The sequence below is a fragment of the Micromonospora sp. MGP-C2 genome (genome assembly GCF_057766525.1).
Window position 1 is genome coordinate 442060 of the sequence record NZ_JBYMEN010000002.1, and the last position, 13511, is coordinate 455570.

The 13511-nt window shown below is 65.4% G+C and carries 10 protein-coding genes and 2 pseudogenes; 8 read left to right on the top strand and 4 right to left on the bottom strand.

Going from position 1 to position 13511, the window contains the following annotated elements:
- Positions 1–23 precede the first annotated feature (23 nt).
- Both AC3CF1_RS01565 and AC3CF1_RS01570 read right to left on the bottom strand, forming a co-directional pair.
- Complete coding sequence (locus AC3CF1_RS01565; RefSeq protein WP_488449353.1) at positions 24–2840, bottom strand: DNA methyltransferase; 2817 nt, start codon at positions 2838–2840, stop codon at positions 24–26.
- 434 nt (positions 2841–3274) lie between these two features.
- Positions 3275–3784, bottom strand: a pseudogene (locus AC3CF1_RS01570) (DnaA ATPase domain-containing protein); the annotation flags it as partial.
- A 194-nt stretch (positions 3785–3978) separates the two neighbouring features.
- On the opposite strand from AC3CF1_RS01570, the gene AC3CF1_RS01575 reads away from it, so the two are divergent.
- The 5 genes and pseudogenes from AC3CF1_RS01575 to AC3CF1_RS01595 all read left to right on the top strand — a co-directional run bounded on the left by AC3CF1_RS01575 (position 3979) and on the right by AC3CF1_RS01595 (position 8717).
- Positions 3979–4779 (top strand): HARBI1 family protein, encoded by an 801-nt coding sequence (locus AC3CF1_RS01575; RefSeq protein ID WP_488449354.1) that lies wholly within the window; start codon positions 3979–3981, stop codon positions 4777–4779.
- 881 nt (positions 4780–5660) lie between these two features.
- Positions 5661–6851: a helix-turn-helix domain-containing protein gene (locus tag AC3CF1_RS01580; RefSeq protein ID WP_488449355.1), complete on the top strand. Its 1191-nt coding sequence runs from the start codon at positions 5661–5663 to the stop codon at positions 6849–6851.
- A gap of 127 nt (positions 6852–6978) precedes the next feature.
- On the top strand, positions 6979–7140 hold the full coding sequence (locus tag AC3CF1_RS01585; RefSeq protein ID WP_488449356.1) for a hypothetical protein: 162 nt from the start codon (positions 6979–6981) through the stop codon (positions 7138–7140).
- A 46-nt stretch (positions 7141–7186) separates the two neighbouring features.
- Positions 7187–8375, top strand: a pseudogene (locus AC3CF1_RS01590) (helix-turn-helix domain-containing protein).
- An 81-nt stretch (positions 8376–8456) separates the two neighbouring features.
- Positions 8457–8717, top strand: coding sequence for a 2-thiouracil desulfurase family protein (locus AC3CF1_RS01595; protein ID WP_488452027.1), 261 nt, complete (start codon positions 8457–8459; stop codon positions 8715–8717).
- 62 nt (positions 8718–8779) lie between these two features.
- Here the strand turns inward: AC3CF1_RS01595 and AC3CF1_RS01600 are convergent, their stop codons facing one another.
- The gene (locus tag AC3CF1_RS01600; RefSeq protein ID WP_488449357.1) at positions 8780–9433 is read right to left on the bottom strand and encodes a hypothetical protein; all 654 of its coding nucleotides are present in this window, start codon (positions 9431–9433) and stop codon (positions 8780–8782) included.
- A 211-nt stretch (positions 9434–9644) separates the two neighbouring features.
- Here AC3CF1_RS01600 and AC3CF1_RS01605 point away from each other — a divergent pair, with 211 nt between their 5' ends.
- Complete coding sequence (locus AC3CF1_RS01605; protein ID WP_488449358.1) at positions 9645–9986, top strand: GlsB/YeaQ/YmgE family stress response membrane protein; 342 nt, start codon at positions 9645–9647, stop codon at positions 9984–9986.
- A gap of 138 nt (positions 9987–10124) precedes the next feature.
- Here the strand turns inward: AC3CF1_RS01605 and AC3CF1_RS01610 are convergent, their stop codons facing one another.
- Positions 10125–10511 carry a DUF2089 domain-containing protein gene (locus AC3CF1_RS01610; protein WP_488449359.1) on the bottom strand — a complete coding sequence of 129 codons (387 nt, stop codon included), beginning with the start codon at positions 10509–10511 and terminating at the stop codon, positions 10125–10127.
- A 415-nt stretch (positions 10512–10926) separates the two neighbouring features.
- Between AC3CF1_RS01610 and AC3CF1_RS01615 the strand changes: the two genes are divergently transcribed.
- Positions 10927–11706: a DUF6518 family protein gene (locus AC3CF1_RS01615; RefSeq protein WP_488449360.1), complete on the top strand. Its 780-nt coding sequence runs from the start codon at positions 10927–10929 to the stop codon at positions 11704–11706.
- A gap of 651 nt (positions 11707–12357) precedes the next feature.
- Positions 12358–13359 (top strand): hypothetical protein, encoded by a 1002-nt coding sequence (locus AC3CF1_RS01620; protein WP_488449361.1) that lies wholly within the window; start codon positions 12358–12360, stop codon positions 13357–13359.
- The last annotated feature ends 152 nt before the right edge of the window (positions 13360–13511 follow it).

Consider the following 13511-nt stretch of genomic DNA (forward strand, 5'->3'; position numbering starts at 1 on the left):
GGAACCTGCGTCCGTCTCACTGTCTACCTACCCCTTGGCGCTTTCGCGCGCCGGCCCGCTGTCTGTGTTGGCACCTCAAGACCCGGAAGCTGACCTTGCTTAGCAAGCATATCGAAGTGTTGAAATAAAACGGAAAGTCGCCTATCTTCGCCAACGTCTCGGCCGCCGACGCGGAATGCTTTGTCGACAACCTTATCCAAATCTGCATGCGCCGCCCGGAGACTTGGCTCCATGACGGATGAATTGTAATGTTCAGCCAAGGTTCGGTCGGGGTAGGCGGCACGCGCCTCTTGTACGGACTTTCCCGCATCAATGATCATGTCTCGTAGCTTCGACTGAAGAGGCGGGACTGGGAAATTGTTCCAGACGAGCGTATTGCTAAAGCGTATATCTGATTTGATGCGGCCGCCGACGGCTTTTTGCCATGCCATGAACATTGCCGACGAAACGAGACCGAACACGAGCCCATCTGCGTCTTCGGCCGTAAAATTCGCGTTGCTTGAAATTACGTCGGGTGTCAAGCGTGAAACCGTAGCATATCTCCGCTCTGAACTCACATGACCGGGGATGCATAGATAGGGCACCCGAGGCTGGCTGTCAAAATCAAATAAATGTGCTCTATCTGCCCATGCGCGGGTTGAGGGCCGCTCGCTGTCCAGCCGATGCTGCCGACACCGTTCGATACGTTCCCGCAGCAGCCCACTCCGAGCCGCGTCCTCTGGAGTCAGGTCAACCATCCACAAGACCCATCGGCGTTCATCGTGCAACAGCTCACGTGCGCCAACGAAACGGCGCACGTACTTTCGAGCAATCGGGTCGGCCAGAAAGGAATCATAATCGGCCTCATTGATTGTGAGTGCACCGCCATCATTCGGTCGGCTCCCATAGCGGACTTTAGTGATGACTGGCGAAAGCGGCTTAGACCGTGTCGTTACAAGCACATTGGGTCCGTCGATCAGGTAAGCGTTGATGTTAGTTGCTGGACGTTCAGATGGCGTACCTCGCAACGAGACATAGTGAAACATTCGCGGTCGGACAACAGGGCGGGAAAATCCAACGATGACGCAATGGACAGAAGCGGCACCTGGCGCCTCAGACGTCCAGGCAAAGGTCCGGTGGGCGAATAGTATTCGCCAATTAGCGGCGAAGGCCCTGCCGAAAACCAGAGCGACGGGCTGTCCTTGGGTAACTGAGTTGGTGGAAACAAACGCCCAACGTCCGTTGATGTTTGTCCCGAAGTACTCTAGTGTCTTGGCGTACCAGCCGGTTACGTAATCAATCCGTCCAATATCGTTGCCCCAGAGTGCTCTTAGCTCGGTCGCTTGCGCCGGTGTCCGGCTGTCGTGGCCGAGGAAGGGTGGATTGCCCAGCACTATTACGCTGTCGGAGGGCTCTAGGAACAGCTTCCAATCCGTGGTAAGCGCATTCGCGTGCGCAATCGCTGGCTTCGTTGTAAGCGGTAGCCTGTTTGGAGCCCAGCCTAGCCGGCTAGCCATCTTTTGATTGGCGAGATGGTCCACAAGGAACATCGCAACTTCGGCGATCCTCGCTGGCCACCACTCTATTTCGATGCCGAAGAACTGGTCCATATTTACAGCGAGCTGTTCCGCAAAAATGAACTCGTCTTGAGCGACGCCGGAAAGTGTACGAATGCGTACACGTATATCCAGCTCTAGCTCGCGAAGCTCGCGGTATGCCACCACGAGAAAGTTGCCACAGCCGCAGGCTGGGTCTAGTAAGCGGAGTTCAGAGAGGTCATTGAGGAGCCTCTGCAAGCCGGGGGCGTAGTTCATATTCCGGTCGAAACGGGTTCGAAGTTCGTCAAGAAAGAGCGGCTTGATAGTTTTTAGAATATTTGTTTCAGTGGTGTAGTGTTCGCCAAGCTCGCGCCGAGCCTGCCTGCTCTTCACTGCTTGAAACATTGAGCCAAAGACTGCAGGGCTAATAGACCCCCAGTTGAATGAGCAGCATCGCAACAGCACGTCACGCGTGACCGTGTCGAAGTAGGGGATCTGCAATGGCTTCGAGAAAAGGTCACCATTCACGTACGGAAAGCGCGAAGCGACCGAATCAACTCGCGAAGGCCTGCCTCCTACAGGTGTATTTAGGACCTGAAACAAGGAAGACAGTTGCGCACCGAGATCCGACCCATCCTCTGCCGTTCGAGTACGCACATATTCTTGGAAGAGGTGGGGCTCCCAAAGGGCGGTATCGTCGCCAAACATCAAGAACAATATTCGAGTAAGAAATACGGAGGTTGACTCGTCGTCATACTGATCGAGCCTGAGTTGTTCGTATAACCCCGCCATGAGTCGAGCAGCCTCAACGGATGCGGCTTCTTCTTCCGCACTCCCAAACTCAGTCCGGTTGTACCCGGCGAAGAAGCCGAAGCGATCCAGGTTCGAGGGCAGCGCGAGCTCGGCTAAATCGAATTCGAACTCCTCGCCAGTGGCAAGCACATGACCTTTAAATCGACGGAAGTCGCACATCACTAGCAGCTTGGGAAGTTCGTGATCCTTCAACCCGGGTAGGTAGTCGAAGGCTTGGAACCTGGCTTGGTCTAGGTCTTTTCCGGCGCCTTTCTGCTCAACGAGCAGCATCCCGGGCCAGAATAGATCGATGAAACCACGCGCCTGCGTGGAGAATCGTTGAACTGTGTGCTCGAAGGTTGCTACACGCTCCGCACGCACCCCGAAGCAATCCAAAAAGCGAACCCAAAAGGTCTGTGATTGACTGCGTTCGTTCCCCGCAGCGCCTTCCCACTCATGCGAGAAGACTGCGGCCCGCTGAGTGATCTCCGGCCATGACAGTGCTTTAGCACGGTTCGCTGGTCGCTGCATGTGAGTCCTTCAAAGGCGGAGCGTGGGGGGACGGTGCGATTGTAGTGATAGGGCGGCCCGGGGGTGCACGGAGGCGCGTACCCTCTATCTCAGTCCTCGCCTGGGAGAAGGCGCCTCGGATGTGCGAGTGCGGCAAGTGCTTGCCACCTGCACCTCATGGCTGCGCTGGCCTCGACCGTCGATGGCCATCCGTAGGTAGCCCGCGACCACCTCGCGGCGGCGGCTACCCGTGAGGCGGCGAGTTTGGGAGATCCGGCTGACGGCTGTCCCCCGGACGTTACGGCCACAGGTGCTGGTGGCATCAGGCGCCAGTTGTCCTACTGGCTCGACACCGGTCGCGCCTTGGCCGACAGTGAGCCGTTCCGCGCAACGGGTCGATCACTGAAAGTTGTCACGCGATTGTGAGGACTTCAATCCTTCCGCCGAATCGCGGTCGCGGTTCGCGTCTGGGGGTTCGGCGGTTGGATGTCTGCTAGAAGGCCCCACTCGAAGCGGGTCCGCAGGCGGTCATCCAGGGTGTACAGCTGGCGCGGGGAGCGGTCGGAGCTGATGACGATCCGCTTGTTGTCGTTGTGCAGGGCGTTGAAGGTTTGGAGGAACTCCTCCTGTGCCCGGTCGCTGTTCTCGAGAAACTGGATGTCGTCGATCAGCAGGACGTCGACGTGGCGGTGGCGGCGTTGGAAGTCATGCGTCTTGTCGTGGCGCAGGGACTTGATGATGTTGGTGAGTTGCTGGGACGAAACGTACTGGATGAACTGTGCGTTGCGGAGGATGGTGGCGCGCTGTCCGATGGCGTGCAACAGGTGGGTCTTGCCCAGCCCGGAGCCGCCGTAGATGAACAGCGGGTTGTACGCCGTCACCGGTGCTTCGGCGACGGCGACCGCCGCCGCGTGCGCGAATCGGTTGGACGAGCTGACGACAAACGTGTCGAAGGTGTGCTCGGGTTGGCGCCAGTCCTCTTCCATGGGGGGCACGTTAGGCCCGGACCCGCGCACCACGCAACGCGCGTCGGAGGCCGGCCGTGGCACGCCGAACCCGTGGCGGTGCAACGTAAAGACGCAAAACTTCGGTAAGGTGGTCCTCTCACAGATCAACTTCGTAGGGGTCCTGCGTCGGGAAAGTCACATACGTCGCCACGTTGAGCGTGCGTGAGGAGACCGTGCTGTTCGTCTCAAGTCGGCTACACGCCGAACGCCAGCGACGCGGGACTCGCACCGGCACCCGCGCTCTCGGCTGCTTCAAACAGGCGATCCTGGTCATCCGCTGGTTTTTGGACGGCACCCGGGTCGCCCAGCTGGCGGTCGACAACGCGATCGGCAGGTCCACTACCTATGACTACCTCCACGAAGGTATCGACGCGCTGGCCGCTGCGGCGCCGAGTCTGCACGCGGCGCTGCTCGCCGCGAAGATGGCCGGCTACGACCACATCAACATCGACGGCACGCTGATTGAGGCCGACCGCTGCCGCGCCCCGGGCCCCACCCCGGGCGTGGACCTGTGGTGGTCGGGGAAACACGACAACCACGGCGGGAACATCCAGGTCATCACCGCACCGGACGGCTGGCCTCTGTGGACCTCCGAGGTTCGCCCCGGCCGCGAGCACGACACCACCGCCCTGCGCGAACACACCGAGATACTGCCCCTGCTCGCCGCCTGGAGCGAAGACCAACTCCGGGTCCTGGGCGACCTGGGCTACGAAGGCGAAGCCAACACGATTACCGTCGCGTTCAAGAAACCCAAGGGCGGGCAACTCACCGACGCCGAACAGACCTACAACAAGGTCCACAACGGCATCCGGGCCATCGGCGAACGTGGCAACTCGCTGCTGAAGACCACGTTCAAAGCACTGCGCAACGTCAGCCTCTGCCCCTGGAAGATCGGCAAGATCGCCAGAGCCGCACTCGTCCTGCTGCATGTCGAACACCGTCGCACCACGTGATCACCTAACGCCACGGGGCGTTGCGCGGAAAGGCTCAGTGGGTCGCCGAGATGCTGACGCGCTTGCCGCGTTCGTGCAGGCTGGGTAGACCGCGCCAGTGCCGTTCGCCCTGACCCCCTTCGCCTCCGATGGCGTAGGGGGCATGTGCAGCGTCGAGGCGTCCCTGACGAACTGCGCCTACTCGCCGGCCGGATCTGGCAGGGCAGACCGCCACAGCGTCGAATAGGTCTTGAGATTGTAGACCTGCCGGCAAGGGAAGCGTTTAGTCCTTTTGCCTCGCGCCTCCATCGCCGAGCGGATTCTCCGAGCGTCGGTGTCGGGCAGGCGCGGGGCGGCTTCGTCCGCTGAGCAGAGGCGGCGTCCTCCAACCCCCGTATCCGCACACTGAAACCGTCGTGCCCCGCCACGGTCCGCTTCGAACGGAGGCTGGTGATCGCGTGGAACCGCTGCCCGGCGGGCGGTACCCGGTCCACGAAGAGCAAGTCGCCAACCACCACCGTGACCCCCAACTCATCTTGGATCTGGCGGGCACAGGCTTCATGCGGGCGCTCACCCTCGTCCAAATAGTCGTTCGAAAAGGCCCAGTGGTCGTGAAAGGTTGGCTTTAAACAGAACGTCGCCAACCTGGGTCAGTGATGACGGCCGCTGCCGCTGCGTGGATTGCAGCTAGGCTGGCGTGCCAGGCAGCGCGCTGCTTCCGTCCCGGCCATACCAGCGACGTTAGCCAAAGCTGGCGCAGCGGCGCGTGCTGGGAAGGCGTTGGGATGGCGCGTCACAGAGGCTCAGCGTCGCGGTTAGGACGCTCTCCCGGGGTAGCGTCGAAGAATGCGGAAGTAGTGGCCCGAGGCCGCTACCCCAGTTCTCTCGGAGCGGGTGAAGGCATGGTGAAGAAGGCGGACACCATCGGTGCCAGGATCAGGTACTGGCGGATGCGCCGTGGCGGGATGACCCAGGCCGTCCTCGCCGGGCTTGCTGGCGTCACTCAGTCGTACGTCTCGCAGATCGAGTCGGGTCGGAAGACCATCGACCGTCGCTCCACTCTGGTCGCTCTCGCGGCCGCACTCCAGGTCACGGTGGCTGACCTACTCGGCCAGGGTACCGAGTCCGGCGATCCGGCCCGCGAGAGCGCCGCTGAGTGCGTACCAGCGATCTGGTCAGCCCTGATCGAGATCGAGGACGGCGAGCGCCGCCCGTCGACCTACACGACAGATCGCCTGGCGGCCGAGATCGCCCGCGCCGAACAGCTCCGCACCTCGTGCAACTACCAGGCAATGGCCCGTCTGCTCCCACATCTCCTGCTGGAATCCGCCGCCGTAGGTGGCACCGTGCTCGTCCAGGTCGCCTACCAAGCCGCCACCTGCCTGCGGAACCTCGGCTACCGCCACTTGGCCCTCAATGCCGCCCGGCTCGCTGGGGCGGTCGCAGAGGACACCGAGGACCCGGCATGGATCGCGGCCTCCCGCTTCGCCTACGCGCAAAGCCTGCCGATTGAGTCCGCACCGATCGCGGCCCGTGCCGCCGACCGGTCACTGACCGAGCTGCAAGCTGACGCCGCCGACGAGCGGGTGCGACAGATGCTCGGACAGCTCCATCTGTCGGCCGCGTTGACTTCGACAGTCTGCGGTCGATTGGACGTAGCGCGCGATCACCTTGCCGAGGCAGCGCGCGAGGCGGCAACGCTGGGGGATCCGGTCGACGGCGCGGGCTTCAACGGCTGTGGGTTCGGCCCAACCAATGTCGGGCTATGGGAGATGTCCATTGCGGCCGAGCAGGGTGAGTCCGGCCGGGTTATTGAGCTGTCTCGGACGGTCCGACCGCAGGTGCTCGCGGCGTCGATCCGCCAGCAGTCCTACTGGCTCGACCTCGGTCGCGCCCTTGCGGACGGCGGCCGTCGGGATGCCGAAGCCCTCGCCGCGTTCGTGCAGGCCGAGCGGGCAGCACCAATCCCGTTCGCTATCAACCCCCTCGCCCGCGATGCCGTAGTGACCCTGGCCCAGCGCGCCCAGCGTCGAGCCATCCCCGACGAGCTTCGGCTGCTGGCCGGCCGCATCGGCATCAACCTAGCCGCATAACCGCCAGTAATCGAGCCATCACCAATCGGCCCTATCGTCCGGTTTGGGACGCAAGCACGTCCCGTGGCCTGGTGCGGCGGTGATCGATCCCGAGCATCACCGCTGGGCCTCTACGGAGGAGGCGGGCATGAGCAGTCAGGACGACAAGGCTCCGGATAACACGGGTGAGGCGGCCGAGCGGGAGGCTGCCAAACAGCGCCTCCTCGCCCAGGCCGAGGCGGAGCGCGTACCCATAGACGACACGACCCGCGCGGTCCCGGACCGGCGGTGGCGGCGTGACCAGCGATGACCTCCCGATCGGCCGCCGGGTGGCCCGCTGGCGGGTGCGGCGGTCGATGACGCAGCAGATGCTTGCCGATCGACTGCGCAGGTCGAAGAGTTGGGTGGACAAGGTGGAGCGGGGCGTGCGGGCCCTGGACCGGTACTCGGTGATCCAGGAACTGGCCGACGTCCTGCGGGTCGACCCGGAGGTGCTGCTCGGCGAGCAGCGGCCGACGCCTGCCGGCCCTCCGGACGGGGTGGACGACATCCGGGCTCGCCCGCTACGACATCCCGCAGGCCCCGGCCCAGACGATTGAGGAAGTCAGGAGGCAGGTCGGGTATGCCTGGTTGACCTACCAGCATGCGCACTACGGGCAGTTGATGCGGGTGTTGCCGGGTCTGCTCGACGCCGCCCAGGGCGCGCGGTCGGCGGAGGTGCTGGTGCAGGCGTACCGGATCACCTCGTCGCTGCTGGTGAAGCTCGGCGAGGCCGACCTCGGGTGGCTGGCCGCCGACCGGGCGATGGCCGCCGCTGGCGACGACCCGATCCTGGCGGCAACGGCGGCCATCTCGGTAGCCCAAGCGCTGCGCGCGTCAAACCGCGACCGCCTGGCCCTGGCCGCGACCCTCGCCGCCGCGAACCGCATCCTCCCGCCCACCACCGACCCGACCCCCTCCCGCTTCGGTGATCATGGGGTTGACGGGCCGGATGGAGATCGAACCACCCGCCAACCCCATGATCGCGGGGGCGAGGGCCGGGGGTGGTCGGCGGGGGAGCGGGGCGTGGGCGGGACGCTGCTGGTGCAGGCCGCACTGGCCGCCGCCGGCTGCGGCGACGCCCGCCGTGCCGACGAGCTGACCGACCGGGCCGCGGGCGTCGCCGCCAACCTTCGGGGGCACGACGACACGCACCGCACCAGCTTCGGGTCGATCGCCGTGGACCTGGCGCGGGTGCTGTCAGCGGCGCAACGGGGTGACGCCGACGAGGCGCTGCAACGGCACGTGAACGTGGTGCGGCGGGAGGCGTTCCGGCGGTTGCCGGCCGAGTATCGGGGCGCGTACCTGGTTGATGTCGCGCGGGCGTACCTCCAGGTGGGTGACCTGCGCGGCGCTGCCCGCGCCCTGGTGGACGCGGACAGTGTCGCGCCGGCTGAAGTTCGGTGCCGGCCGTTGGCGCGTACCGTGATCGCCGAGGTTGCTCGCGCGCAACCGGCGCCGGCCGGCGTGGCGCGACTCGCCACGCTGGTCGGGCTCACGAGGTGAAACCTCGCCGTCCTGCTATGCGCGGCCGACCCAGGTGGCGACGCACGCCTCGTTGCCCTCGGCGTCGGCCACGTCACCAACCTGTTTAGGCTCGCCGCTCGACGAGCACTGGACCGGGCGGTAGAGGCAGGCGTTGCGCTCGCGATCCTTGTCGACGGCAGCCCAACCTGCGGCAGTAGCGTGATCTATGACGGCTCATTCACCGGCCGTACCGTGCCCGGACGGGGAGTAGCCGCAGAGGAACTGCTACGTCACGGCATACCGGTGTTCCACGAAGGGCAGCTTGCGCAAGCCGCAGCGATGCTCGCTGACCTGGAGAAGTCAGAGCGCTGCACCGGGTAGCGAGCCCAGCGCCGTCAGCGGTCGGCAAGTCGGCCACAGGTCCGGAAGATGTCTCTCATCTTTCACGACCACCGTGCACATTCGACCTCGAGGCGTGGGTCGGTACGCACCCAGACTTCGCCCCCGACGGCCCCGGCCGGGGCGTCGACCCGTTCGAGCCCGAGGAACTCGATCAACTGGAGAAGTTCGGCTCGATCGGCTCGGTCATCGTCGACATCATGCGAGTCGAAGAAGACGTAATGCTTGTCGCTCGGGTCGACGACGCCGGAATCTGCCCAGATCCGGCCGACTTCTTCGATTGCCGCTGCTTCCGTCGTGAACGTGGCGGCGCGGGCGGCACCGCGGGTCTCCGGCGACGCGTCGAGGTCGGAGAGGTCGGAGAACCACTGGCCGAAGTGGTCGAGGCCGGCATATCCGTTCTCGAAGAACAGCATCGCGCTCGGAAGGTAGCGGTTGGCCCTGTCGACCCGTAGGTGTTCCGACCGAGGTTGGTCCGCATCCTTGATCCGGGAGATCACACCCAGACGGGGCATGAGTACCAGACTCTGCCTTGCCGCTTCGTCAGTGATGGTGTAGGTGTCAAACTCTCGACCCCGGAAGAACGCGGAGAACGCCACGTAGGCCTCTTGAGGGTCGCCCACGGAGACGTGTTGATCGTTGCCATCACCGACGGCGAAGACGAACTGCTTCGGTCCGGGACTGTAGGGGCGGGCCATGTGCGTCCTTCGGTCACGTGGGATAGATCCAGCAGCGTAGTGGATCGAGGGGACATGTCCGCGGCCCTGATCAGAGGCGTGCTGTGCGCGCTTACCCTGCGCCAGCGACCAGCTGCCCGCAAGCCCTGAACCAGACCACGATCGAGCGAGGGTTTCCCCGAACGTGAGATTCGGGCATGTACCTGGGCACTGCTGGAGGGGAGATTCGGCAATGCTGGTAACTGGCTATCTCGGCGCGGTGCTCATCGGTGCGCTCGTCGGTCTGCTCGGCCGACTCATCCTGCCGGGGAGGCAGCGGATCGGTTTCTTCGCCACGTTCGTCATCGGCGTCGGCTCGGCGGTGCTGGGCACCGTGGTTGCCCGGGCGCTCGATATCGACGACGGAGCCGGCGTGAAGGTGTGGGTGCTGCGCTGGGACTGGGTCGTGCTCGCGATCCAGGTCGGCGTCGCGATCATCGCCGTGGCGCTGGCGAACATGCTCACCTTCACCCGGCTTGCCAGCGGCGACGAGAAGCCCCGTCGGCGGGTCCGCCGCAGCCAGGCCAAGGGCTGAACGGGCGAGCCACCCCGGGTGGCCGCGACGTGCGCCGCCCCTGTCGTCGGCTGTCCCAGCCGACCCGTCCGGGATGCCAGCGGAGAGACCACCCGTCCGAGTGGTCCCTCCGCTGGTTTGCTGGTGAGTGGCTAAACTTCAGATCGGCAGTTCACCTGTGCTCTGCTGCGGCGGGGCCTGCTGTGCGGTGATCTCACCGCGGCGCAGCCTGTCGATGATGTCGGCCCGCGACGGCGCCGGGTCGGTCTCGACGAAGTCGAGCATCTGCGTGATCCGGTTGAGTCGTGACTTGATCGTCGGGTAGCTCACCCCGAAGATGCGTTCCATCTCCTTGATCGAACCGTGGCAGCGCACGAACGCCGTGACGAAGACCTGATCCTCGATGTTGAGCTGAGCCAGTTGGGGTGGCTCGAACTCGCCCTCGATCGCGACGCCGTTGCTCGCCAGGCGCACCCGCTCGACGACGAACGGCTGCCCTCGCGTCAGGCTGGTGAGTTCCTGCCAGTCCATCGCCTGCTCTGTCATACACAATTTGTAGCGCTGAAATTCTTAACTTACAAGAGTTTGATCTTAACTTTCTTAAGATGACGCCGCTCGGGGTGGTGAAGGTGAGCGACGGGAACCGCATCCTCCCACCCCTGCCCGGCCTTGGTGATCAAGAGATTTGCGGGACTGTTGGAGATCAAACTGCCCGCAAACCTCTTGATCACGGGAGCGAGGGCGGTCACCGTGGTCGGGGTGATCGCCGGGAGTCGGCTGTGGGTGCAGGCCGTTGGCAGCCATCGGCTGCGGCGACGCCCGCCGCGCCGACGAGCTGGCCGACCGGGCCGGGCGTGGCGCGACTGGCCACGCTCGTCGGCCTCACCCGTTGACGGTCTGCGGCTTGGTGGGGGAGGGGCCGACCAGTTCGGTGGGGGCATACTCGGTATGCTCTGCGGCCATGCGACCTGGCGATCGGGCGGTGGCGCTCGCCTCCGTGGTGGGCGGATTCCTGCTCGGCTTTCTCGACTTCTGCTGGATCAAGTGGCTGCCGTATCCCTTCGCGGAACTCGGCAACTCCACAGCGACCTGGGCGGTCGCTGCCTTCTTCTTCGGCTACTGGGCGCGGTCCGGGTGGCTGCGTTCGGCACTCGGTGCCGCCGTCCTGCTCGTCGTCGCGGTGCCCAGCTACTACCTGGCGGCGGCGCTCCTGCAGGGCGACGACCTCGCTGTGCTCTGGGCACCGTCGTCGCTGGTCTGGATGGTTTTCGGCGTGCTCGCCGGAGTGGTCTTCGGCACCGGCGGGACGTGGGCGCGTGGTGAGGGGTGGCGGCAGGTCGTCGGGGTCGCGCTGCCGGCCGCCGTGTTCTTCGAGGAGGCGGCGCGGTTCGCCGGCAAGGCGACCGACCCCGACCATGGCGCCGACGTGTGGTGGAACGTGGCCATCGATGTTGCGCTGGGTCTGCTGATCGTGGTGCTGACCGGCGGGTCACATCGACGGCGGGCCCTCGCCGTCGCGGTGGCCGTGCCGCTGGCCGGCGCGATCCTGGTGAGCTTCGCGGTGGCCGGCGGGACCGTCTCGTCCGCTGGTGTCTCAGTGCGGCAGGTCGATGCCCTGGCTGCGGGCGAACTCGCGGTGGGCGGTGACGACCGTATCGATGAAGTAGGCGGCCATCTCGTCGGCGCGCAGCACCCGGGTCGTCTCGACAGTGAAGTTCTCGTCGCAGTAGTGCTCGGCTGAGCTGACGCCCGGCTGCGCCACGAGCGCGTCCCGGAGGAAGTCCACGGGCTCGTCCCCGGGGTCGACGATGAACTTCACGCCGTCGCCGAAGCTCAACTCCCAGTGCAGCCCGTCGTCGCTGCCGACCCAGAGCTGCCGGCAGAGCGCGCCGCGGCTCTGGGCGAAAGCCTCCCGCATCGCGCTGTCGTCCGAGCAGATCGCCGGCAGGACGCTCGGGGTGCGGCCGATGGCGGCGGCGACCGGGGGAAGCCGGCGAGTCGGTCGACTCGGTAGAAGAAGTAGCCCGGGGTGTTGGTGGGGTCCTCGGACTCGACGCCCGGCACCGCGTACGCGGGTGATTCAGAGGTCATGCGTTCATGGTCCATCCTGGATCTCGGCGTCCGCCAGCAGGCGCAACCGCCGCAGGTTCGGCGCCGGCTAGCCTGGCGCGGCTGGCGACCCTCGTCGGGCGCACCCGCTCACGCTCGCCGGCCTCTAACGGGGGTGCCGCAGCCACGGCCGTGCACGACTTCCGTGTTTCGCGCTGCGGTTCCGTGGTGACGACCCGGGACAGAAGTCCGACGCTACGTGTCCGCCCGGTCACGAAGGGTTCAATCTAGAACCCGGCTCGCCGTACGGGCGGTCCGTGCACAAAGGACAGTGGAGGTTCGGATGCTGAACATCGCCGAGGAACGGGACACCTATCCACCGGGCGGTCAGATCCCCAACCTGGAAACCGACGAGAAGGCGTGCGCCGACATCCTGACCAGGATCGCGCCGCTCCTGCCCCTTGAGCTGCGACAGGAGGTGGTCAGCGCGATGGTGAACTGGTCGGCGAGCGCGCTGCGGCCCTCCCAGAACTTCGGAACGTGGGCCGAAGCCATCACCGCCGCGACGAGCTACGCCCGGCGCGAGATCGCGCGTGCCACCGACACCAGTCAACGGCATCGTGACCAGGCCGTCGGTAACGACGATCTGGCGAAGCTCGGCGTAGCGGTGGCGAGCACGGGACGGACCGACGACCGGCAGATCAAGTTGCGCGACGAGAGCCGCAGGTGGGCCAACTGCGGCATGGCCGCGTTCCAAATTCGGGAGCAGTTGCACAGCAAGGGCGGCGATCCCCAGCGCGTGTCGAACCGGACCTACGGGGCGGGGGAGGGCGACGCGCTCAGGCAGGCGCTGCTCGTCCGGCCGGCCAGCGCGGCAACCGTCCTGCTGCTCGACTGCCAGTTCCCGCAGGTGCACAACTTCGTCATCGAGGTGCACCACGGCGGGGCGCGCTACCTCGCCCAGGGCTACCAGGGCACCTACTTCGCCCACTGGTGGCTCGGGGTGAACGACAGCTACTCCGGAGAGCCCACCGGCCAAATTCTCGCCCTGCGCGAGCGGTACGGGATGGGCCGCGCGATCAGTGCGCAAGACTATGAGCGCATGCTCGACGGTCTGGTCGCGGCCATCTCGTCGGGCTGGCAGGAGACCGCGAACCAGTGGAAGACGTTGCCGTTCAACCCGGACCGGCAGGAGATCGACGGGATCCGCCACCGGTCCGGATCGCCGACGATCCTCGTGGAGGGGTTCGAGCTGCGCAGACCGGCGGTGGCTCGTGCGGCGCTCGGCGGTAACGGCGCAGCGTCGCTCAGCGAGCTGGCGACCCGAGGACTGACGGCCGGCTGACGGGACGTTCCGGTCGGCGCAACGCCGGCCTGGTCGGGGTGCCGCCTCCCGCGCCGGGCACGATCCACTCGCCTTATGGAAGTCGGGGTGTTCCGGGTCCTCGGACACCCCGACTTCATGGAACCCGAGTTGATGTCGCCACCGACCCGAGC